Source organism: Planococcus sp. A6 (assembly GCF_028823615.1).
Taxonomy (GTDB): Bacteria; Bacillota; Bacilli; order Bacillales_A; family Planococcaceae; genus Planococcus.
Genome location: NZ_JAPEHT010000056.1, coordinates 1 through 21,844, shown reverse-complemented (window position 1 = coordinate 21,844; position 21,844 = coordinate 1). Strand labels below are relative to the sequence as shown.

The following is a 21,844-nucleotide window of genomic DNA, read 5'->3' as shown; positions in this document are numbered from 1 at the left end:
GACGGCGGGAGTCGAACCCGCGTCCAGAGACTCCGTTACTTGAGCATCTACGCGTGTAGCTTATCTATTGGAGTTTCGCCGCTCAATCTGCCGACAAGCAGGCGTCATGAGGGCTAGTTCGAGAATCTCTTGCAGTCAGCTCAAACGGCACTGACTGCCGTATCCCACTAAAAGTGAGCTCTATGCAGCCACATGGGCGATGGTTACATAAAGCAGATCCGAGCTTACGCTGCGAATGCTAGGTTGTTGTTAGTTTTGCCAGTTGTTATAAGTTACGTTGATGACGGAGCCGATCCTCCGACGCGCAACCCAAGCTCGAACCATCCCTGTCGAATCCGTAACGTCCCCTCATTAAAAGAGAACACGGAAGTGGTTTAGCTTCGGTGTACTGTTACAAGTATAGGACAAAACAGGTCAGAGTTCAAGTTTAACGGCTTCTCTCTTTTAGCGCGCGGTCGATTGCCCGCTTTGCGTCTTTCTTCTTCAAGTCTTCGCGCTTGTCGTATTTCTTCTTACCTTTACCGACGCCTAGCAGCACTTTGGCATATCCGTCTTTCAAATACATCTTGAGCGGGACGATTGCCGCGCCTTCAACTTTCGATTTGCCGACAAGTTCGTTGATCTGCTTTTTGTGGAGCAAGAGCTTGCGCGAGCGCAGCGGGTCGTGGTTAAACTGGTTGCCTTGTTCATACGGCGAGATGTGCATATTGGAAATCCAGGCTTCGCCGTTCCGGATGCGGACGAATGCATCTTTGATCTGCACTTTGCCGCTTCTTGCGGATTTAATCTCCGTACCGAGCAGGACAATCCCCGCTTCGATCGTTTCTTCAATAGCGAAATCGAATCCCGCTTTTTTATTCTGGGCAATTACTTTGCCTTCTCCTTTGGCCATTTCTGTTCACCTCAAACTGTTGGAAAAAGCGGCACGCGGCCGCTTTTTTTATTTCTTCTTGTTACGGCCTTGCTGTTTGGCAGGCTTTTCATAAAACTTTTTCTTGTTTTTCGGCTTGCGATCTGCCCCGCCTTCGCTGCGCTTTTTGCCGTCTCTTGGCTTATCGCCATTACGCCCGCTGCGAATCACTTTCGGGGTTTCTTTGCGCGAACTGCGGCGCGTATTTTGCGTCATGCCGACGATTTCAAAGTCGATGGATGACTCTTCCGGTTTGACACCGATAACCCGTACTTTGACTTCATCACCGATGCGGAACTGGCGCTTGGTTCGTTCGCCGATCATCATCATCTGACGGTCATCAAATTGATAATAATCATCCGTCAAGTTGGATACGTGGACCAAACCTTCAATGGTATTTGGCAGCTCGACAAACATGCCGAAGTTCGTCACAGATGAGACAATGCCGTCGAATTCTTCTCCGACTTTATCTGCCATATACTGTGTTTTCTTCAGTGCATCTGTATCGCGCTCCGCTTCCACTGCACGGCGTTCACGGTCAGATGTGTGAGTTGCGATATCATCCATTTCCGCTTCCCAATGGCGAATTGTCTTTTTCGACAAGTCTTTTTCGATCAAATACGTGCGAATCAAACGATGGATGATCAAATCAGGATAGCGGCGGATCGGCGACGTGAAATGCGTATAGAATTCCGTCGATAAGCCGAAATGGCCAAGGCTATGTGAAGAATATTTCGCCTGTTGCATCGAGCGCAACATCATCGTCGACACGACGGGCTCTTCAGGCTTGCCTGCGATGGATTCGATGATTTCCTGCAACGCCTTCGGAGAAACTTCATCCCCTGAGCCTTTCACAGTAATACCGAAATTCGTAATGAATTCGAAAAAGCGCTGCAATTTTTCTGTTTTTGGCTCTTCGTGAATGCGGTATAGGGACGGCACATCCATGCGATGGAAATGTTCCGCGACAGTTTCGTTCGCTGCGAGCATGAATTCTTCGATCAAACGCTCAGCAACTGTACGCTCACGAACAACGATATCAATCGGGTAACCTTCATCGTCCACAATTACTTTGGACTCTTTAAAGTCAAAATCGATCGCTCCGCGCGTCATCCGGCGCTGATGCAAGACAGATGAAAGTTCTTTCATCAATTCGAACATCGGAACCAGTTCAGCATATTGTTCTTTCAATTCCTGATTGTCTTTTTCAAGAATTTCGTATACGTCGGTATAGGTCATACGTGCCGTTGTATTGATGACGCTCTGGAAAATATCGTGGGACAACACTTCCCCTTTGTCGTTGAAAATCATTTCACAAGATAACGTCAAACGGTCAACTTGCGGGTTGAGCGAGCAGATGCCGTTCGATAAGCGGTGCGGAATCATCGGAATGACACGGTCCGTCAAGTAAATGCTGGTTGCCCGGTCATAAGCTTCACGATCAATGGCAGAGCCTTCCGTCACGTAATGGCTGACGTCTGCAATATGGACGCCGAGTTTGTATGTGCCATCTTCAAACTTCTTAACTTGAATAGCATCATCCAAATCTTTCGCATCCGCCCCGTCAATCGTCACAATCTGCTCATCGCGCAAATCACGGCGGTCATTCAGGTCTTCAGGATCGATTTGGTCCGGTACAGCATTTGCCTGGTCCAGCACATCCTGCGGGAATTCCACTTCGATGCCGTATTTATGGATGATCGACAAAATATCGACGCCTGGGTCGTTTTTATGCCCGAGCACTTGTGTAACCATGCCCGTTGCGGACAAACGCCCTTCCGGCCAGCCGGTGATTTCGACGACGACTTTATGGCCGTCGACGGCACCGAGTGTATCGTCTTTAGCAATAAAGATATCCATATTCATTTTCTTATCATCGGTGACGACAAAGCCGAAGCCTTTGTTCGCCTGGAACGTGCCGACGACTTTCGTTGTGCCGCGTTCCAAGATGCGGATGACGGATCCTTCGCGGCGATCTCCAGATGACCCTTCAGAAACACGGATCATGACCGTGTCGCCGTTTACCGCTCCGTTCACTTCATTCGGCGGGATAAAGACATCATCGAGGCCTGCTTCTTCAGGCGCAAAAAAGCCGAAGCCTTTGGCGTGGCCGATGAATTTGCCGCGCATCAAGTTCATGCGGTCCGGCACACCGTAGCGATTCGAACGCGAACGCACCAATTCGCCTTTTTCTTCGAGTCTGACGAGTGTCTTCACCAATTCCTTAAATTCTTCGGCGTCTTCAAAGCCGAACTGTTCTTCAATTTCTGTCACCGTTAATGGCTTGTATGCTTCTTCGCGCATAAAGGCCAATAGACGTTGATCCAATGACTGTTCATTCTTGCCCAATCCTAACTCCTCCTTTTGAGACTGTCTCACACGCTCCAGTCGAGCGATTCGAGAAACTCGTATATATCTTCATGCAATTGCTTTTTCTCCTGATCCAGCGTGATGACATGGCCCGATTTCTCGTACCATTTGATGCGCTTGTCAGTCGACTCCGCTTCGTCGTGGATGATGTTCGCAGACTCTGTATTGATGACTTTGTCCAATGAGCCTTGGACGACGAAAAGCGGTGCATAGACATGATCGACGTTGTTCCGTACTTCACCGATCAACTCACGCAGTTCAGCGAGTGTTTCCATCGGCTTTTCCTCGAACTTCTTCATCTCTTCTTCGATAAGCTTATCATCTTTTCCTTCATATTTCTTGTATTCACGGGCATACTCCAAAACGCCCTGGTACATCAGGTCTGTAGATTTCATGTGCATCGGCGCACACATTGTCACAATGCCCTTGATAGGCTTTGTATACCCTAGTTTCAAGCTGAATACGCCGCCGAGCGACAAGCCGGCCACCGCAATCTCCTGGTATCCCTTGTCGACCAGTGTTTGATACGCCTGTTCGACGTCTTTCCACCAATCTACGGGACCTGTCTCCACCAACTTCTCCGGCGCCACGCCATGCCCTGCGTAATGCGGTGCGATGCTCGTATAGCCTTTTGTTTCCAAGAATCGCCCGAGCATCCGGACATCTGCGGAATTTCCGGTAAAGCCGTGCAATAACAGCACCGCACGCGGCCCTTGCTCAAAGAAGAATGGTTTTGGTTGTGAAATGCGCATAAACGTTCCCTCCAACTAAATTTACTTACTATATTATATAGGCCTGTGCCCAATTTCCCCTAAAAGAAAACGCCCAACCACTAAATGGTCAGGCGATGTGCTCTACATTATACTTTCGTTACGGCGATAGCCAGAATAAAGAATAAGGCAGCAAGGACGATCGTCACCCGGTGTAGGACAAGATCCAACCCACGGGCTTTTTGCTTGCCGAAAAGTTGCTCTGCTCCACCGGAGATGGCTCCTGAAAGGCCTGCACTTTTCCCTGATTGCAATAGAACGACAACAATCAAAGCGATCGAGACGATAAGAAGTAATGTCATTAACAATGTATGCATAAATACCACCTCCTGAAAAGAACCTTCACAACAAACTCTAGTTTACCAAAAATTGAAACCTCAAGCAATAGAGCCCCTAAAAAATACAAATAGTTTAGACCATTTCAATATTTTCTGTTCATTCTTTTTGGAAACGGTTGATGAGGAGCGTTTGCTTTTTTAGTACAGAGTAGAACAAGATTTCATTTAGATGCCCCTCCACAAAATAGCTATGAAAAGCTTTGCTCAACTCTCGCTGCACTCGAGCATCGCAAGTGAATAGCCTCAGTTTCTCTTCGCCTATTCACTTCCTGCGGGCCCAAAGCGTCCCCTCGAACGCAGCCTCCACCTTCCTCACACATTCTAACAGAAAAGCTGCCGGAAAAAATCTCCGGCAGCTCTTCCTCACCTATTCGCTATTATTTCTTCAAGTTATAGAAAGTTTTAACGCCCAAGTACTTCGCTGTGTCGTGCAATTGGTCTTCGATGCGAAGCAATTGGTTGTATTTCGCTACGCGGTCCGTACGTGACGGTGCGCCTGTTTTGATTTGTCCTGCATTCGTCGCAACTGCGATGTCTGCAATCGTCACATCTTCCGACTCGCCTGAACGGTGGGAGATGACAGCTGTGTAGCCTGCACGCTTCGCCATTTCGATTGCATCGAATGTTTCTGTCAATGTACCGATTTGGTTTACTTTGATCAGGATCGAGTTGCCGATGCCTTGCTCGATGCCTTGCGCCAATTTCTTCGTGTTCGTTACGAACAAGTCATCGCCGACCAGCTGTACTTTATCGCCGATACGTTCTGTCAATAGCTTAAAGCCATCCCAGTCGTTCTCGTCCAATCCGTCTTCAATGGAAACGATTGGGTATTTGTTTGCCAACTCTTCATACCAGTCGACCATTTCAGCTGAAGTCTTGACCAAGTTGTCGCCAGCCAATGTGTAGACGCCTTTTTCTTTGTCGTAGATTTCAGAAGCAGCTACGTCCATTGCGAGCAAGACGTCTTGGCCTGGCTTGAAGCCGGCTTTTTCGATCGCAACCATGATCGTCTCAAGCGCTTCTTCGTTCGAGCCAAGGTTCGGTGCGAATCCACCTTCGTCACCTACAGATGTGTTATAGCCTTTGTCTTTCAGTACAGTTTTCAAGTTGTGGAAGATTTCTGCACCCATGCGAAGAGCATGGCGGAAAGATTCAGCACCTACTGGCATTACCATGAATTCCTGGATGTCGACATTGTTATCCGCGTGCTCACCGCCGTTGAGAATGTTCATCATCGGTACCGGCAATTGCTTGGCGTTGAATCCACCTAGGTATTGGTAAAGAGGCATGTCCAGATAGTTCGCTGCTGCATGGGCAACTGCCATGGAAACGCCAAGAATCGCGTTTGCGCCAAGACGGCCTTTGTTTTCAGTTCCGTCAAGTTCGATCAACGCTTGGTCGATGGATACTTGATCAAGTACTGAATAGTTTTCTTCCAACTCATCAGCGATTTCATTGTTTACATGATCGACCGCTTTGAGGACGCCTTTACCAAGGTAACGGCTCTTATCGCCATCGCGAAGTTCAACCGCTTCGTGTTCTCCAGTAGATGCGCCAGATGGCACGATCGCACGGCCGAATGCGCCGCTTTCTGTGAATACCTCGACTTCAACAGTCGGGTTCCCTCTAGAATCGAGTACTTCGCGTGCTTGGATGTGTGTAATAATTGGCAATGTCAACAGCTCCCTTTTCAAATGGTTTGTTCAATTTGTATAAATGTTAAATGTTTTAATACAACGGTTTTCCAGTCATCTCTTCCGGCTGCTTAACATCAAGCAGTTTGAGGATCGTTGGTGCGAGATCCGCTAGAATGCCGCCGCTGCGCAAGACTTCGCCGTGCTTCGTCAAAATGACCGGCACTTTGTTAGTCGTATGCGCCGTCATCGGCAAGCCGTCTTCTGTCAGCACTTCGTCCGCATTGCCGTGGTCGGCTGTGATGAGCGCCGATCCACCTTGGCGATGGAGCGCTTCAACAATACGGCCGAGACATTCGTCCACTACTTCGACTGCCTTGATCGTCGGCTCGAGCATGCCGCTATGGCCGACCATATCAGGATTCGCGAAGTTCAAAATGATCGCATCGTGTGCGCCTGCATCGATTTGTTCAACCAAACGGTCAGTCACTTCATAAGCGCTCATTTCAGGCTCCAAATCGTAAGTCGCCACTTTCGGCGACGATACGAGAATGCGGTCTTCCCCTGGGAAAACTTCTTCCCGCCCGCCGCTCATGAAAAAGGTGACGTGCGGGTATTTTTCAGTTTCGGCGATACGCAATTGCGTCATGCCGTTCGCCGATAACACTTCACCAATGGTATTGACCAAATTGACGTTGTCGTAAGCAATTCGGGTCTTCAATTCCTCACTATAGATCGTGAAGCTAATAAACACCAACTCTTTCGGATGCTGGATGCTCAACGGGAAATGGGCAAAATCAGGGCGCGTCAACACGGTCGTCAATTGGATCGCCCGGTCCGGACGGAAATTGAAGAAGATGACGGAGTCGCCTGATTCGATTACAGCAGGCGCTTCCCCTTCTTTCACGACAGTAAACGGCAGGACAAATTCATCGACAATTCCTTCCGCGTAAGATGCTTCTACACCTTCCGCAGCGGAACTGGCACTTGGCCCGCTTCCGTCGACCATCGCGCGGTACGCGAGCTCGACGCGTTCCCAGCGCTTGTCGCGGTCCATAGCATAATAACGCCCACTGATGGAGGCGAAGCGCCCAATGCCGATTTGCTGCATTTGCTTTTCAGTTTCTTCTATATAATGGAGCGCGGTTTTCGGGCCGACATCGCGGCCGTCCAAAAATCCGTGTACATAGACTTCACTCAAGCCTTGCTGTTTTGCGAGGCGCAATAAAGCGAACAGGTGCTCATAATGGCTATGGACGCCCCCGTCGCTAAGCAATCCCATGACATGCAAGGCTTTGCCGTTTTCTTTGGCGTTCATGACAGCATCCAGGAATGCGGCATTTTCAAAGAAATCGCCATCTTTGATCGATTTATGGATACGTGTCAAATTTTGGTAAACAATGCGACCTGCACCGATATTCAAATGGCCGACTTCGGAATTGCCCATTTGCCCGTCCGGCAAACCGACCGCTTCACCCGAAGCGGTCAGTAATTCATGGGGATATTCGTTCCAAAGTCTGTCAAAATTCGGCTTATGCGCTTGGGCGACTGCATTTCCAGCGGTTTCTTCGCGGCAGCCGAAACCATCAAGGATGATCAAGGCAGCCGGATTGGCCGTTTTACGCATTTGAACCCGCCTCCAACAGCTTAACGAACGATTCCGTTTCCAAGCTCGCGCCGCCGACTAATGCGCCATCGATATGCTCCATTGAGAGCAATTCCTGGATATTGGCAGGTTTTACGCTTCCGCCGTACTGGATGCGGAGTTTTTCGGCCGTTTCATCGCTGTAAAGTGATGCGATTTTCTTGCGGACGATGCCACACGCTTCGTTGGCATCTTCAGCTGTCGCTGTTTTGCCTGTTCCGATTGCCCAGATTGGCTCGTAAGCAATGACTAGCTCAGCGATTTGTGCATCGGTCAATCCTTCTACTGCTTTTTCGACTTGCGATTCCACGATGCTTTCCATTTGGCCCGCTTCGCGCTGTTCGTCCGTTTCACCGACACAAAGGATCGGCGTCAATTGATGCGAAAATGCCGACTTCACTTTTGCATTGACTGTTTCATCGGTTTCATTGAAATACTGGCGGCGTTCGGAATGTCCGATAATGACGTAGTTGACGCCGATATCTGCCAATTGTACAGGGCTGATTTCACCAGTGAATGCGCCTTCGCCTTTATCGTGCATCGTCTGTGCGCCAATTTTCAATGCGCTGTTTTCTGCAGCATCGACTAATTGCGTCAAGTATAGAGCCGGAGCACAAATGACAGAATCAAGCTTTTCAGCATCCGGCACTAAGCCGTTTACTTTTTCTACAAATTCCTTCGCTTGTGATGCTGTTTTATACATTTTCCAGTTTCCTGCAATGATCGGTTTTCTCACAAAAACACTCCCTTTATTTATCAGTTAATGCGGTAACGCCTGGCAAATCCTTGCCTTCCATGAACTCCAGAGAAGCTCCGCCGCCTGTTGAAATATGGTCCATTTTATCTGCCACATGGAATTTCTCGACTGCTGCTGCGGAATCGCCGCCGCCGATGACTGTATAGCCTGGTGTTTCTGCCATCGCTTGAGCGACAGATTTCGTGCCATTTGCAAAAGCTTCCATTTCGAATACGCCCATCGGCCCGTTCCAGATGATGAGCTTCGACTGGTTGATAACATCGGCATACATCTTCGCTGTTTCCGGCCCGATATCCAGCCCCATCCAATCGGACGGAATTTCTTCGATTTTCACCGTTTTGGTCTCTGCATCTTTCGAAAACTCGTTCGCGACTGTCGCATCAACCGGCAGATAGAACTTCACGCCTTTTTCCTTCGCTTTGTCGATAAACGATTTGGCAAGGTCGAGTTTGTCTTCTTCCACAAGTGAATTGCCGATTTCATGGCCGAGCGCCTTGATGAAGGTATAAGACAAACCGCCACCGATAATCAAGTTATCAACTTTGTCGAGCAGGTGGTCGATGACGCCTATTTTGTCTTTTACTTTCGCCCCTCCGATGATGGCAGTAAACGGACGGTCCGGTTCTGATAAAGCTTTGCCGAGAACATCCAGCTCTTTTTCGAGCAACAGTCCGGATACCGCCGGCAAGTGTTCGGCGATCCCTGCAGTGGAAGCATGCGCTCTATGCGCAGCGCCGAATGCATCGTTGACGAATACATCAGCCAGAGCCGCAAATTGTTTCGCGAGTTCCGGATCGTTCTTTTCTTCACCTGCATGGAAACGGACGTTTTCAAGCAACAGAATTTCGCCTGGTTCAAGTGAAGCGATTTCCTGCTCCACAGTGTCCCCTACAGATTCTTCAAGGCATTTCACGTCGCTGCCGAGCAATTCGGCCAATCGTGCGCCTGCCGCAGCTAGTCTCATGTCTTCGTTAACTTGGCCTTTCGGGCGTCCGAGATGGCTTGCCAAGATGACTTTTGCGCCTTGTTCGACCAAATACTCGATCGTCGGCATCGCAGCACGGATGCGCGTGTCGTCTGTCACTTTCCCGTCTTCCATCGGTACGTTGAAATCTACACGGCAAAATACGCGTTTCCCTTTCAAATCCAAGTCTTTCATGGTCATTTTCTGCAGCATGAAAATATGGGGTGGGGTAAATTCCCCACCCCTTTTACCCTCTTTATTATAGAGGTTCATTGGTAATTAAGCTATGATTTTCAGCTTACAGCCCTTTTTTGTACATGTGTACAGCCAAGTCTACACAGCGTGCAGAGTAGCCAGATTCGTTGTCGTACCAAGCAAGAACTTTCACCATGTTGCCGCCTAGAGCCATTGTAGATTGAGCATCTACTGTAGCGGAAGCGGTGTTGCCGTTATAGTCGCGTGAGACAAGCGGAAGTTCGCTGTATTCCAAGTAGCCTTTCAACTCGTTTTCAGTCGCTTCTTTAAGCGCTTGGTTCACTTCTTCGATAGAAGCATCTTTATCAAGTTCAGCGACAAGGTCGATCAATGAAACGTTCGGTGTTGGAACGCGGATCGCCATACCATCGATTTTGCCTTCAAGTTCAGGCAATACTTTAGCAACAGATTTCGCTGCGCCGGTAGTTGTCGGGATCATTGACTCAGCTGCTGCACGCGCACGACGGTAGTCAGAGTGAGGCGCATCAAGCAATGCTTGGTCGTTCGTGTAAGAGTGGATTGTTGTCATCATGGCTTTCTTGATGCCGAATTTTTCGTTCAACACTTTAGAGATGCCGGACAAACCGTTTGTTGTGCATGATGCATTGGAAACAACGTGATGCTCTTCTGGGTTGTAAGTTTCTTCGTTAACGCCCATAACCAACATTTTCATGCCGTTTTTGCCAGGAGCTGAAAGGATAACTTTCTTAGCTCCAGCTTCGATGTGCTTAGAAGCTTTTTCTTCTGTTGTGAAGATTCCTGTCGATTCCAGAACGATGTCGATTTGGTGCTCTTTCCAAGGCAATTGCGCTGGGTCTTTCTCAGCGAATACTTTGATTTCCTTGCCGTCGACGAAAATTGAATTGCCTTCTGCAGTAACTTCAGCGTCCAACGTGCCGTGCACTGAATCGTATTTCAAAAGGTGTGCCAGCATAGCTGCATCTGTTAGGTCATTGACTGCTACTACTTCCACTTCACTGTTTTGCATTGCTTCACGGAATACGACACGGCCGATGCGGCCAAAACCATTGATTGCTAATTTTAAAGTCATTTATAATTCCTCCAATTTTGTTGTTTGGTTGAGTATTGCCCTTGCTGCTCCTTCGTCTGTAACGAGGATGGTGCGTTCAGGCGCGGCCTGGAAATAAGATTCGATGGCACGCGCTTTTGTGCGTCCTCCGGCAACCGCCATGATGCCCGGTGCTTTTTGGACCTGCTCTAATTGAATGCCCGCTGTTGGGATGCGATAAACTATTTTTCCGGTTTTATCGAAATAATAACCGAAGGCTTCGCTAACAGCTCCGCCTGTTTTGATCTGTTCGACTTCGTTCACGGAAGAGCGGCGCCTGATGGCCATCTCTTCGGCATCGCCGATTCCATGGATGACTAAATCCGTCCGGTCATACAGCTCCATCATTTCTTTGATGACAGGTTCCTTCATCATCATTTCGAGTGCTTCTGCACTCAAATGCTCAGGCAGATAAAGCGTGCGGACAGCTCCGCCTGTTTTTTCGGCAAAGGATGAAGCGATGGTGTTTGCCTGGTGAAGCATTTCCTCCCCCAGGCCGCCTCGCGCAGCGATAAACTGCATGGCAGGATTTTTCTTGGCTGTCCGGATTTCAGCTGCAACGGCGGCCATCGTACTACCGCCAGTAACAGCGATCGTCCTACAGTTTTCGAACATTTCCTCCGCAATGCGAGCGGCTTGCCTGCCGATAGAGGCTTTGACCGATGATAACCGGTCGCTATCCCCTGGCAGAACGACGGCTTGTTTAATGCCGAGTTTCGCTTGCAGCCCCATTTCGAGCTCAGCGGTCCCGGCCAATTCCTTGACCAGCTCACGGAGTTGGTCGAGAACATCGTCTCCCAGTATCGTCAGGCTCATGCCGCTCTTGCTCATTTCGATCAAGGCTTGGTCCCTCAATAAATCGGTTTCTTTGCGGATTTCCCTTTCGGCTGCGCCTGTCATCTCGCTGATTGTGCGCCTTCCAACGGGCTGTTCGGTTTGAATCAGCTCGAGGATGCTATAGCGCTTTTTCAGCAAGCTTGGCAGTTCAGGCAATAAATGCACTTGCGCTTGCAGAACTGGATCCATCGCTCCACCCCTTTGTTGGACGTTTTTTGTCCCACTATATATAAATACGTCCCACTAGATTCATTGTAGCCGAGCTATTAGATTTATGCAAATAAAAAGAAGCGTTAAAGAATTAACGCTTCCAAAAGTTCACCGTAGCCGAAATTTCCGTAGAGCAGCACTTTTTCCTGTTTCGTGAGAACTGGGATCATCAGCATATATTGTTCGTGCAATTGTTCATCTTCTTCAATATTGATTTCCCGGAAGTCAATTGGGTAATCTTCCTGTAGCAGTCGCAGTGCTGACTTTGCCTCTTCGCAAAGTTCACAATTCGGCCGTGTGTAGAGTGTGTACATGCCATTCCCCCTTATTAGAAGCCTCGCCCGGCTAACCGCCGCCGAAGCCGCCGCCAAAACTGCCGGGCCCGAAAAATCCGCCGCGCCTCATGGTTCTGCCGCGACCGCGACGTCCACGTCCGCCACCTCCTCCTGTAAACAGGAACAGCAAAACAAGTACGATCAGGAACGTCACGATCGGCTGCATGAAGCCGCCTTCGCCTTCACCGCTCCCTGGTGTCACTTCATTGAGCGGCTGCGGGCTGACTGCTTCCCCGTCCCACTCGTATTCTGCAGCAACTTCATTGTACAGTGCTTGATACGTGTTAAAGATCGCTTCGTCCGGCTGGTCTTCGCGCAAATACGGAACGGCATAATCATCCAATATGCGCCCAACTTTCCCGTCAGGAAGCGCGCCTTCGAGGCCGTAGCCGATTTCGATGTAGATTTCACGGTCCGTCATCGACAGCACGACCAGAACGCCGTTGTTCTCTTCCGCTGAACCTACACCATAATGCCGCAACGCTTCGTTGGCGTAGCTTTCGATGGGCTCGCCTTCCAAAGAATCGATGACCATGACAGCAATCTGTGCAGTTGTCGCATCTTCTAAGCCAGCGCCCAGGCTCTTGATCTCGGCTTCCTGCTCTTCGCTCAAGACGCCGGCGAGATCCTGGATGTAAATATCATCAGTCAACTCCGGAAATTCTGCCGCCTGTGCGGTACCGGCGATCATCAGCAGCAATAGGAGCAAAACAGGAATTCTTCGGATCATTCTTCGTCAGTCCCAAAGTCCACATCCGGTGCATCTTCTGCCCCAGCGTCCGCTTCGAAATATTCCTTTTCATCGAAGCCGAAGATTCCCGCCACCATATTGCCTGGGAAACTGCGGACTTCCCGGTTGAATTCCGTCACCGAGCCATTATAGTCCTGGCGGGCGACCGCGATCCGATTTTCCGTCCCGGCGAGTTCATCGGATAATTGTTGGAAGTTCTCGCTCGAACGGATTTCCGGATAGTTCTCGACGACGACCAGCAAGCGGCTGAGCGCGCCGCTCAATTCGGCGTCAGCCTCGGCCTGTTCTTCCACTGATCCGGCATTCGCCATGCTTGAACGGGCTTCTGTGACACTATCGATGACCTCTTGCTCCTGGTCGGCAAAGCCTTTCACTGTCTCGACCAAGTTCGGGATTAGATCGAGCCTGCGCTGCAATTGGCTTTCGAGTTGCGCATACGATTGGTTGACGTCCTCTTCCAATTGAACGAAATTATTATAGCTTGAACCGAATACGGCGATGGCAACGACGATCAGCCCAACCACCAATAGCAATGGAATAAGTAATTTTTTCATTTTCCCGTCTCCTTTTCTTTTACAATAATATTTTTTGTTTTCCCTGACTATCCGTTCCTTGAAACCCAATACACCTGATTCTACGTTTCAGCCGCTAAAAAGATTCAACAAAAAACCGCACAGCCTTTGACAGGCTGTGCGGTTTTTCATTTTTACACCCTCGGAGGGAATCGAACCCCCATCTCAAGAACCGGAATCTTACGTGTTATCCTTTACACTACGAGGGCAAATGTTGTTCGCGACTTTTCTATTATACAAAAGCTTTCCCCTTATTTCAAGCGCCTATTTTCAATTCGTTAGATTTGACCTTCATTGACCATGATGTGTATGATGAATGTACGGCTGAACAGTGTTTCAGTAGCACTTACATTTACCCGAAGGAGGAAATTATCCATGAATTTAATCCCTACAGTAATCGAACAGACAAGCAGAGGCGAACGCGCATACGATATCTATTCACGCCTATTGAAAGACCGCGTCATCATGCTCGGCAGCGGAATCGATGACAATGTGGCCAACTCCATCGTCGCACAATTGCTATTCCTTGAAGCGGAAGATCCGGAAAAAGACATCTCCATCTACATCAACAGCCCAGGCGGCAGCATCACTGCCGGCATGGCGATTTACGATGTTATGCAATTTATCAAGCCAGATGTCCAGACAGTGTGCATCGGCATGGCTGCATCCATGGGTGCTTTCCTTCTTGCAGCCGGCACAAAAGGCAAACGCTATGCATTGCCAAACGCTGAAGTCATGATCCACCAACCACTTGGCGGAGCTCAAGGGCAAGCGACTGAAATTGAAATCGCCGCGAAACGCATCCTGTTCTTGCGCGAGAAGTTGAACCAAATTCTATCTGAACGTACTGGCCAGCCGCTTGAAGTGATTTCACGCGATACAGACCGCGATAACTTCATGACTGCAGAACGTGCACTGGAATACGGTCTCATCGACCAAATCATCACCCGCAACAAATTGCCGGAAAACCACGAAAAAGAAGATTAAGTTACACAAAAAGAGCTGTCCCGCTTACGGGGCAGCTCTTTTTTGGTGCTTAAAGCGCTTGGCTTTAAGCTTCTTTATCGATCAATTGCGCCAGCGCATCGACAGCTGATTCTTCGTCAGCGCCGTCGGCTGAAATCGTGACGTTCGTGCCTTTGCTGACAGCTAGGCTCATGATGCCCATGATGCTCTTGGCATTGACTTTCTTGTCGCCTTTTTCCAAATAGACATCCGAACTATAGCGGTTGGCTTCCTGTACGAACAATGCGGCCTGCCTCGCTTGTAATCCTGATTTCAATTGCACTTCCACTTGTTTTTCTACCATGCATATCCTCCTCCGAAAACTTGACTCTCACGCAATCTATAGAAAAGAGCAGCCCGTTTAACGGCTGATCGTTTCGCCTTTTCTTAACGACTCGGCAATCTCATCGATTTTCCGGAGCCTGTGGTTGACGCCTGACTTGCTCACTTTTCCTGTCGATACCATCTCGCCCAGTTCTTTCAGTGTGACATCCTGATACTCCACACGCAAGCGGGCTATCTCTTTCAGGCGGTCCGGCAATTGGTCGATTCCGATCACTTGGTCGATAAAGCGGATGTTTTCGATTTGCCGCAGCGCCGCATCGATCGTCTTATTCAAATTGGCTGTTTCACAATTGACTAAGCGATTGACGCTATTGCGCATATCGCGGAGAATGCGGACATCTTCGAATTTCAATAGCGCCGAGTGGGCGCCTGTCAGGCTGAGGAAATCGGAAATTTTCTCCGCTTCCTTCAAATAGGTCACAAATCCTTTTTTCCGCTCGATCATTTTCGCGTTCAACTGGAAATGGTTCATCAGGATAACCAGTGCTTCAGCGTGGTCTTTATAGGAAGAATACACTTCCAAGTGGTAAGAGGACGTTTCGGGATTATTGACCGATCCTCCGGCCAAAAAGGCACCGCGTAAATAAGAGCGCTTGCAGCACGTTGTCGAGATCAGCTCAGGGGAGATGTCCTGCTGAAATTGAAAGCCTTCCGACAAGATCAACAAATCCTCAAGCACGAATTTTGCGCCTTCCCGCAAGCGGCATATATAGACATTATTCTTTTTCAAACGCATTTTTTTACGGACCAAGAGTTCCACTGGATACGCTTTGTAGAAGCGCTTGAGCAAAGTATAGATCCTTCTCGCGATGGCTGCGTTTTCCGTTTGGATATCCAGGCTCAGCTGGCGGTTGGAAAATGACAGCGTACCGTTCATGCGGATCATCGCCGACAGCTCTGCCTTGCCGCAGCAATCGTCTACTTCAATCTGGGTCATTTCTTTTTTTGTTTCTGATGCAAAAGACAATTACGCCCCCCCTTTCAAGCTTTAGGAATACCGGCGCTGCGATGGTTCCTGTGATTCGCTGCTAGTGTATTCAAAAAGCCATTTCGCCACTTTCATCGGTTCATGCCGGACGGCTTCCCCGAAAATATTCGCAATGTCATGACGATATACTTCAAGCCCCATATTTCTCAGGCGTTCTTCATCGTATTCCACCGGCCATGCTTTTTCTTTTTTGTATCTTTCAGCCACTCCTTGCGGCATTTGGACTTTATCGATCAGAATGGCATCGAGAAAGTTCACGCCTACATGGTCGTAAAGGGCTTTCACATGATCTGAAGCCGTATAGCCGTAAGTTTCACCCGCTTGGGTCATCAGGTTACAAATGTATATTTTCCTTGCCTTCGCTTCGAGCAGCGCTTTTTTGATATCCTTCACGAGCAAATTCGGCAAGATGCTCGTGTACAAGGAACCCGGCCCGATGACGATAACATCCGCTGATTGAATCGCCTGTATGGTATCCGGCAATGTCTTGACCCCGGCCGGTTCAAGGAATACACGCTTGATCGGCTGCATATAGGCGGGAATTTTGGATTCGCCTTTAATGATGGTTCCATCTTCTAGTTCTGCATTCAAGGTCACCAATTGATTGGCAGCAGGCAAAACCGTTCCATTGACATTCAAGACACGGCTCATTTCCCGCACTGCATGGGAGAAATCACCGGTCAAATCGGTCAATGCCGCAAGCATCAGATTGCCTAGTGAATGCCCTTCCAAATCAAGCGAATGCTTGAAGCGGTATTGGAACATTTCGGCTACTAAAGGTTCGGCATCCGACAATGCGGCCATGACGTTGCGGATATCGCCCGGTGGCGGGATATCCAAGTCATCGCGCAAACGCCCGGAGCTGCCTCCGTCATCTGCCACTGTGACGATTGCCGTCAAGTCGAGCGGAAAAGTTTTTAAGCCCCTCAGCAAAGTGGACAGACCGGTTCCGCCCCCGATGATTACGACTCGTTTTTGCTGGAGACTTTTTTCCATATGCTCAGCCCTTTCTGATTTTCACATCTCTATGCGTAATGCTGACTTTGTTATTTTTCGATAGGTATTTCCCGAAATATTCAGCAAGCGTTACAGATCGATGCTGGCCGCCTGTGCAGCCAAAAGCAATGACCAATTGCGCTTTGCCTTCTTGTTTGTACTGAGGAATCATGAAATCGAATAAATCCTCAAGCTTACTCACCAACGTCTGTGTTTCCTGCCATTTTAAGACATAATCGGAAACCGGCTGATCCAAGCCCGATTGCGGATTCAATTCTTCTATATAATAAGGGTTCGGCAGGAAGCGTACATCGAAAACCAGGTCAGCGTCGATCGGCATGCCATGCTTAAAGCCGAAAGACATCAAATTGACCGTAAAGACATTGCTCGTTTTCGAAGCGAAATCCGACGTGATTTTCTCCTTCAACTGGCGCGGGCTCATCTCTGACGTGTTATACATATAATGGGCCCGTCCTTGCAAGTCTTTCAGCATATCCCGTTCTTTTTTGATGCCACCAAGCACAAGTCCGCCCGGCGACAATGGGTGGGAACGGCGTGTTTCTTTATAGCGGCTGACGAGCGTCTGGTTTTCCGCATCGAGAAACAGGATCGTGATCGCCACTTCTGGTTCTTTCGAGAGGTCATCGATTGCATCGACGAGGCTGGCGAAAAAATCGCCGCCGCGAAGGTCCATGACCGCTGCGACGCGCTTCATTGATTTGCCCGAATCCCGCATCAATTTGATGAATGTCGGAAGCAGTGCCGGTGGAAGATTATCGATTGTGAAAAAACCGAGGTCTTCAAAACTTTGGATCGCCACTGTCTTTCCTGCACCGGACATGCCGGTGATGATAATCAATTCGGTTTCTTCGATATGCTTATCCATGCTGGCGGTTCACCTCTTCAGTCGATGATTGGATATTCTCTTCTAGCAGTTCGAACTCTGGCGTATAATAGAAGGTCCCATATTGGACCCCTTCCTGATAAGCCGCAAATAATAGGTTTGTCCGGTCCCCTTCCGCCATCGGCAGGGTATGCAGGCTTTCTACTGGATGCCATTCGAGAATTCCTTCACGCGTTTCTTCGAATGGGATCCCGCGGAACTGTGTCGCCCGGAACGTGAATAGCATCCATTCATCCACTGTCTGTCCGCCTTCTTGGATCATCATCGTGTAGACGCCCTTCAAGTGAACGCCCAACGGCTCTGTATCCGTTTCTTCCCTGAACTCACGGATGGCCGCTTCATAAATCGATTCACCGCTTTCCATTTTGCCGCCAGGAGCTACGTACCAATCCCTGCGCGGCTTTTTCATCAATAATACTTTGCCATTCTCTATTAGCAATAAATTCGCGATTCGCTGCACATTTGCCACTCCGCATCTAATATAAACTATTTTCATTATACATCTATCCTGGCGTGTCATGCAAAAGAATGCAAAAAAAGAGGCCACTCCCCGGACAATCCGGAAAGCAGCCTGTCAAAAATAACTATATAAAAAGGGGGTTGATTTACATTACTTACTATACCTCTTTTGCATGACAATGCTGTTACAAAGGGATTAAGAAAGCGTTAAGCTTGCGCTTTTGAAGCGATTTTTTCAGCAAGCTCTTCTACGTAATGTTGGACGCTTTGCGCGGCGATGCTGCCGTCGCCAGTCGCTGTAACAACTTGGCGCAAAGTTTTGTCCCGCACATCGCCTGCCGCAAAGATTCCCGGCACCGAAGTTTGCATTTCTTCATTTGTTTCGATGTAACCTAGGTCATTAAGGATGCCCAGTGATTCAAATGGTTTTGTCAATGGCAGCATGCCGATGTAGATGAACACGCCGTCCGCTTCGAATTCCCGTTCGGAATCGTCTTTTGTCGATACCAAGGTAACGCTGCCGACCTTGCCATCTTTATCGTGGATTTCTTTTACAGTGTGGCTCCAGATAAAGTCGATCTTATCGTTGGCAAATGCGCGGTCTTGGAGGATTTTCTGCGCGCGCAATTCATCTCTGCGGTGGACGATTGTCACTTTATCCGCGAAGCGTGTCAAATAGACCCCTTCTTCTACGGCAGAATCCCCGCCGCCGACAACGACCAGTTCTTTGCCTTTAAAGAATGCGCCATCGCACACTGCGCAATAGCTGACGCCGCGTCCGCCCAGTTCGTTTTCGCCTGGAATACCCATTTTCTTATACTCGGCTCCAGTCGTCAAAATGATGGCGCGGGCTTTGTATTCTTTCGATCCGGCTTTGACGGTTTTGAATTCATCGCCGTCGATAATTTCGGTTACGTCGCCGTAAGCGTACTCGGCTCCGAATTTTTTTGCATGTTCAAACATTTTCGTGGACAAATCAGGACCGAGAATATGGTCGAATCCTGGATAGTTTTCAATTTCTTCGGTATTGGCCATCTGTCCGCCAGGGATCCCGCGCTCAAGCATGAGCGTCGAAAGGTTCGCTCGGGACGTATAGACTGCTGCTGTCATGCCAGCCGGCCCTGCACCAATAATTAATACGTCATAAATATTTGTTGTTTCTGTCATCATAGGCCCTCCTCGTTATCAATAGCTAAATCGTAAAGCAATAAACTGTCGCCTTCAACTTTTATGCCTAGTCCTTGAAATTCGGCAAAAACCCGCTTAATTCATCCACATATTTGGCCATTGTGGCAGCAGATGTGCCGAATTTTGCAGCGACTGCTTTTTTTGTTGTTTTCCGTTTTTCTGCCGCTTCAACCATATAGCTGACGGCAGCGGCAAGAGCGGCAGGATTGCGGAACGCATATTGCGTATCAAAAGCCTGTTCCGCTAGCATGAACCACAATTGGAAAATGCCGTCATTTTCGCGGTCGACCATTCCTTTTTGGTAATACAAGCGCTCCGCTGTTTCCATCGCGCGCAAAAAGGCTTTTTCTTCTTTGACCGATTCGCGGAATGGATGGCCGAGCGCGTAGCCGAGCATATAGGTTTCCAAAACCGATGGCTGCTCTGATTTCAGCCAATTCGGATGTGAGATGATTTCCTGCTTATGGGAAGATTTCCCAAGCAGAAACAAACCGTAAATCCGCTCGCTTAAATGAGGGTGGTCAAGTTTACGGATGAGAAAATCACGATCATGTTCAAGCGCATCCGCATGCGGCATCACCGCCTGCTCTCCCCACGGTTCATACCCTTCTTTTGCCGGATCCATCCGCTTCAATTGCTCCCATGCATACTTTGCAGTTTCTTCATGGCCCGAATGATACGCGGCATGCGACAGCCAGAAGTAAAACGCCGGGTCTCCATCAAATCCGCGTTTTTGAAGGCTTTTCAGCCAGCGGTAGGCTTCTTTATACTTGCCGACCAAAGCGAAGGTCGCGCCCAATTTATAGCGATGTTCAAAGACATAGGGCTGGATCTTTTTCAGCAAGCTGAGGATATCGTCCAATTCATCATTTTTCTCATAATAATGGAACACTGCTAAATTGCATAAAGCATGCAGGTTGCCGGTATTTCTGCGAAGCACTTCGTGAAGTAGCGATTTCGCCATTTCCGTCTCCCCGACATAAAAATAAGCCAGCGCCAGGTTATTATAAGCCCCCCAGAAATCCGGCTTTTCCTCGATGACTTCTTCCAATAACTCGATCGCTTCCGGAAACTTGCCCTGTTCCATCAACCGGCGCGCTTTTTCCTGCAAATAATAGTACTCGCTATTATGGGCTTCGCCTTCATCATCGAACAACTGCCAGTCTTCCTGTTCGGCAAAATCGATGATTTCCATCGCTTCCGCCGCGTAGCTCCCACGGGTATCCTTTTCGAGATAAGCCTTGGCATATTTCCGGGCATCAAAAAACAAGCCCAGATGTGCATGGACTTCAGCTAAAAAGAATAAAATATTCGGTTCTTCCGGATCGAGCTTATGGGCAGTGCGCAATTCATCCATTGCCAGCTCGAATTCCTGCCGCTCCATCAGCACCACTCCGTAATGCATGAGGATAAGCGGATCATCCGGAGTCAGTTCTTTCGCACGCTGCAAATACTTATACGCTTTATCGTATTGTTCGCGCTGCAGCTCCTTGAGTGCTTTTTGATAGTAAAATTCCCCTGTCGGAATGAATGATACGACATTATCGAAATCTTTTCTTTTGTTTTTCTCCAAAATATGCCTCCGTAACAGGAAAAGGAACGATCGAAATCGTTCCTATCCCTAAATGTGCTGTTATTATAGCATATTTCCCTATTATTTACTTGTCCTTTTTCGCGGTATGGCGTTCTTCGAGCACGCCCGTCACTTCTTTAAAATCGACTTTCTGTTCTTGGAGAAGCACGAGGAGATGGTATAGCAGGTCTGCACTTTCCGTTGCCAGTTCACGCGCATCGCGGTTTTTAGCAGCGATGATGACTTCTGCCGCTTCTTCCCCGACTTTCTTGCAGATCTTATCGACGCCTTCTTCAAATAGATACGTCGTATAAGCGCCTTCCGGCATATCCGTTTCGCGTTGTTTGATTAACGCGCTGAGCTCTGTAATCATATCTGATGCTGAAGCAGCGCGTTCCCCTGCCAATGTTTCATGGAAACAGCTTGTCTCTCCTGTATGGCAGGCCGGACCGTTCGGGATCACTTCATAAATCAAGGAATCGCCGTCGCAATCAATCTGTACGGACTGGACGGTCTGCGTATTGCCGCTGGTCGCGCCTTTATTCCATAGTTCCTTGCGGCTTCTTGAGTACAGCCAGGTTTCTTTCGTGTCGATCGTGCGCTTGACCGCTTCTTCATTGGCATAGGCCAAAGTCAGCACTTGTTTTGTAGTTGCATCTTGCAATATGACGGGCACTAACCCATTTTCATCGTATTTCACATTTGTCACCGGACATTCACTCCTTCTCGCTGCAGATACTGTTTCACTTCTCTGACGCTTGTTTCTTTATAATGGAAGATCGATGCCGCAAGTGCTGCATCCGCATCTGACTGTTCGAATACTTCCTTGAAATGCTCACGGTTTCCTGCACCGCCGCTTGCGATGACAGGCACTTCGACGGCGTCACGCACCGCCTTCGTGAGTTCGACATCGAATCCGTCTTTCTGGCCATCGCTGTCCATGCTGGTCAAAAGCAACTCCCCAGCCCC

The 21,844-nt window shown here is 48.8% G+C and carries 23 protein-coding genes, 1 tRNA gene and 1 other RNA gene; 1 reads left to right on the top strand and 24 read right to left on the bottom strand.

The window, feature by feature from the left end; genetic code table 11:
• The 15 genes from ssrA to ON064_RS09930 all read right to left on the bottom strand — a co-directional run.
• Window positions 1–348: a transfer-messenger RNA gene (gene ssrA / locus ON064_RS10000) on the bottom strand; the annotation flags it as partial.
• A gap of 79 nt (window positions 349–427) precedes the next feature.
• Entirely contained in the window at window positions 428–892 is a 465-nt protein-coding gene (gene smpB, locus ON064_RS09995; RefSeq protein WP_058381238.1) for an SsrA-binding protein SmpB, read from the bottom strand.
• 48 nt (window positions 893–940) lie between these two features.
• The gene (rnr, locus tag ON064_RS09990) at window positions 941–3,214 is read right to left on the bottom strand and encodes a ribonuclease R (protein WP_407951606.1); all 2,274 of its coding nucleotides are present in this window, start codon (window positions 3,212–3,214) and stop codon (window positions 941–943) included.
• A gap of 71 nt (window positions 3,215–3,285) precedes the next feature.
• The gene (locus tag ON064_RS09985) at window positions 3,286–4,032 is read right to left on the bottom strand and encodes an alpha/beta hydrolase (RefSeq protein WP_058381239.1); all 747 of its coding nucleotides are present in this window, start codon (window positions 4,030–4,032) and stop codon (window positions 3,286–3,288) included.
• Between the two features lie 107 nt (window positions 4,033–4,139).
• A complete protein-coding gene (secG, locus tag ON064_RS09980) occupies window positions 4,140–4,367 on the bottom strand; it encodes a preprotein translocase subunit SecG (RefSeq protein ID WP_058381240.1) in 228 nt (75 codons plus the stop codon).
• Between the two features lie 398 nt (window positions 4,368–4,765).
• Window positions 4,766–6,061 (bottom strand): phosphopyruvate hydratase, encoded by a 1,296-nt coding sequence (eno, locus tag ON064_RS09975; protein WP_101189979.1) that lies wholly within the window; start codon window positions 6,059–6,061, stop codon window positions 4,766–4,768.
• Between the two features lie 55 nt (window positions 6,062–6,116).
• Window positions 6,117–7,649: a 2,3-bisphosphoglycerate-independent phosphoglycerate mutase gene (gpmI, locus tag ON064_RS09970; protein ID WP_274624627.1), complete on the bottom strand. Its 1,533-nt coding sequence runs from the start codon at window positions 7,647–7,649 to the stop codon at window positions 6,117–6,119.
• On the bottom strand, window positions 7,642–8,403 hold the full coding sequence (gene tpiA, locus ON064_RS09965) for a triose-phosphate isomerase (RefSeq protein ID WP_274624626.1): 762 nt from the start codon (window positions 8,401–8,403) through the stop codon (window positions 7,642–7,644). The genes gpmI and tpiA overlap by 8 nt, the downstream gene beginning before the upstream one ends.
• 13 nt (window positions 8,404–8,416) lie before the next feature.
• Window positions 8,417–9,601 carry a phosphoglycerate kinase gene (locus tag ON064_RS09960; protein WP_407951605.1) on the bottom strand — a complete coding sequence of 395 codons (1,185 nt, stop codon included), beginning with the start codon at window positions 9,599–9,601 and terminating at the stop codon, window positions 8,417–8,419.
• An 85-nt stretch (window positions 9,602–9,686) separates the two neighbouring features.
• A complete protein-coding gene (gene gap, locus ON064_RS09955; RefSeq protein WP_274624625.1) occupies window positions 9,687–10,694 on the bottom strand; it encodes a type I glyceraldehyde-3-phosphate dehydrogenase in 1,008 nt (335 codons plus the stop codon).
• Window positions 10,695–11,738 carry a sugar-binding transcriptional regulator gene (locus ON064_RS09950; RefSeq protein ID WP_274624624.1) on the bottom strand — a complete coding sequence of 348 codons (1,044 nt, stop codon included), beginning with the start codon at window positions 11,736–11,738 and terminating at the stop codon, window positions 10,695–10,697.
• A gap of 104 nt (window positions 11,739–11,842) precedes the next feature.
• Window positions 11,843–12,073, bottom strand: a complete 231-nt coding sequence (locus ON064_RS09945) for a glutaredoxin family protein (protein ID WP_274624623.1) — start codon at window positions 12,071–12,073, stop codon at window positions 11,843–11,845.
• A 31-nt stretch (window positions 12,074–12,104) separates the two neighbouring features.
• Entirely contained in the window at window positions 12,105–12,824 is a 720-nt protein-coding gene (locus tag ON064_RS09940; RefSeq protein ID WP_274624622.1) for a TPM domain-containing protein, read from the bottom strand.
• Window positions 12,821–13,399 (bottom strand): LemA family protein, encoded by a 579-nt coding sequence (locus tag ON064_RS09935; RefSeq protein WP_121301057.1) that lies wholly within the window; start codon window positions 13,397–13,399, stop codon window positions 12,821–12,823. Before ON064_RS09935 ends, ON064_RS09940 begins: the two co-directional genes overlap by 4 nt.
• Window positions 13,400–13,554: 155 nt before the next feature.
• Window positions 13,555–13,626: transfer RNA gene (locus ON064_RS09930), tRNA-Arg, on the bottom strand.
• Window positions 13,627–13,792: 166 nt separating this feature from the next.
• Here ON064_RS09930 and clpP point away from each other — a divergent pair.
• Window positions 13,793–14,404, top strand: coding sequence for an ATP-dependent Clp endopeptidase proteolytic subunit ClpP (gene clpP, locus ON064_RS09925; protein ID WP_121301056.1), 612 nt, complete (start codon window positions 13,793–13,795; stop codon window positions 14,402–14,404).
• Window positions 14,405–14,468: 64 nt separating this feature from the next.
• Here clpP and ON064_RS09920 read toward each other — a convergent pair whose 3' ends face one another.
• The 9 genes from ON064_RS09920 to ON064_RS09880 form a co-directional block, all read right to left on the bottom strand.
• Window positions 14,469–14,726, bottom strand: a complete 258-nt coding sequence (locus tag ON064_RS09920; protein ID WP_058381251.1) for an HPr family phosphocarrier protein — start codon at window positions 14,724–14,726, stop codon at window positions 14,469–14,471.
• Window positions 14,727–14,783: 57 nt separating this feature from the next.
• A complete protein-coding gene (whiA, locus tag ON064_RS09915; protein ID WP_058381252.1) occupies window positions 14,784–15,734 on the bottom strand; it encodes a DNA-binding protein WhiA in 951 nt (316 codons plus the stop codon).
• A 21-nt stretch (window positions 15,735–15,755) separates the two neighbouring features.
• On the bottom strand, window positions 15,756–16,751 hold the full coding sequence (locus ON064_RS09910) for a gluconeogenesis factor YvcK family protein (RefSeq protein ID WP_274624621.1): 996 nt from the start codon (window positions 16,749–16,751) through the stop codon (window positions 15,756–15,758).
• Between the two features lie 4 nt (window positions 16,752–16,755).
• Window positions 16,756–17,637 carry an RNase adapter RapZ gene (rapZ, locus tag ON064_RS09905; protein WP_058381254.1) on the bottom strand — a complete coding sequence of 294 codons (882 nt, stop codon included), beginning with the start codon at window positions 17,635–17,637 and terminating at the stop codon, window positions 16,756–16,758.
• A complete protein-coding gene (locus tag ON064_RS09900; protein WP_121301054.1) occupies window positions 17,630–18,115 on the bottom strand; it encodes an NUDIX domain-containing protein in 486 nt (161 codons plus the stop codon). Before ON064_RS09900 ends, rapZ begins: the two co-directional genes overlap by 8 nt.
• A gap of 206 nt (window positions 18,116–18,321) precedes the next feature.
• On the bottom strand, window positions 18,322–19,281 hold the full coding sequence (trxB, locus tag ON064_RS09895) for a thioredoxin-disulfide reductase (protein ID WP_058381256.1): 960 nt from the start codon (window positions 19,279–19,281) through the stop codon (window positions 18,322–18,324).
• A 67-nt stretch (window positions 19,282–19,348) separates the two neighbouring features.
• On the bottom strand, window positions 19,349–20,875 hold the full coding sequence (locus ON064_RS09890; RefSeq protein WP_342455328.1) for a tetratricopeptide repeat protein: 1,527 nt from the start codon (window positions 20,873–20,875) through the stop codon (window positions 19,349–19,351).
• Between the two features lie 85 nt (window positions 20,876–20,960).
• Window positions 20,961–21,584: a bifunctional phosphoribosyl-AMP cyclohydrolase/phosphoribosyl-ATP diphosphatase HisIE gene (gene hisIE / locus ON064_RS09885; protein WP_274624620.1), complete on the bottom strand. Its 624-nt coding sequence runs from the start codon at window positions 21,582–21,584 to the stop codon at window positions 20,961–20,963.
• The coding region (locus tag ON064_RS09880; protein WP_274624619.1) for a HisA/HisF-related TIM barrel protein at window positions 21,581–21,844 on the bottom strand (264 nt) is incomplete at its 5' end. The genes ON064_RS09880 and hisIE, both read right to left, overlap by 4 nt.

Bases quoted from the DNA above. Each gene is read 5' to 3' on its own strand.
- ON064_RS09935 (WP_121301057.1), bottom strand. From the start codon at position 13,399: ATGAAAAAATTACTTATTCCATTGCTATTGGTGGTTGGGCTGATCGTC.
- clpP (WP_121301056.1), top strand. From the start codon at position 13,793: ATGAATTTAATCCCTACAGTAATCGAACAGACAAGCAGAGGCGAACGC.
- ON064_RS09960 (WP_407951605.1), bottom strand. From the start codon at position 9,601: ATGCTGCAGAAAATGACCATGAAAGACTTGGATTTGAAAGGGAAACGC.
- smpB (WP_058381238.1), bottom strand. From the start codon at position 892: ATGGCCAAAGGAGAAGGCAAAGTAATTGCCCAGAATAAAAAAGCGGGA.
- trxB (WP_058381256.1), bottom strand. From the start codon at position 19,281: ATGACAGAAACAACAAATATTTATGACGTATTAATTATTGGTGCAGGG.
- ON064_RS09945 (WP_274624623.1), bottom strand. From the start codon at position 12,073: ATGTACACACTCTACACACGGCCGAATTGTGAACTTTGCGAAGAGGCA.
- ON064_RS09920 (WP_058381251.1), bottom strand. From the start codon at position 14,726: ATGGTAGAAAAACAAGTGGAAGTGCAATTGAAATCAGGATTACAAGCG.
- gap (WP_274624625.1), bottom strand. From the start codon at position 10,694: ATGACTTTAAAATTAGCAATCAATGGTTTTGGCCGCATCGGCCGTGTC.
- ON064_RS09985 (WP_058381239.1), bottom strand. From the start codon at position 4,032: ATGCGCATTTCACAACCAAAACCATTCTTCTTTGAGCAAGGGCCGCGT.
- ON064_RS09910 (WP_274624621.1), bottom strand. From the start codon at position 16,751: ATGGAAAAAAGTCTCCAGCAAAAACGAGTCGTAATCATCGGGGGCGGA.
- ON064_RS09940 (WP_274624622.1), bottom strand. From the start codon at position 12,824: ATGATCCGAAGAATTCCTGTTTTGCTCCTATTGCTGCTGATGATCGCC.
- rapZ (WP_058381254.1), bottom strand. From the start codon at position 17,637: ATGGATAAGCATATCGAAGAAACCGAATTGATTATCATCACCGGCATG.
- secG (WP_058381240.1), bottom strand. From the start codon at position 4,367: ATGCATACATTGTTAATGACATTACTTCTTATCGTCTCGATCGCTTTG.
- ON064_RS09950 (WP_274624624.1), bottom strand. From the start codon at position 11,738: ATGGATCCAGTTCTGCAAGCGCAAGTGCATTTATTGCCTGAACTGCCA.
- gpmI (WP_274624627.1), bottom strand. From the start codon at position 7,649: ATGCGTAAAACGGCCAATCCGGCTGCCTTGATCATCCTTGATGGTTTC.
- rnr (WP_407951606.1), bottom strand. From the start codon at position 3,214: ATGCGCGAAGAAGCATACAAGCCATTAACGGTGACAGAAATTGAAGAA.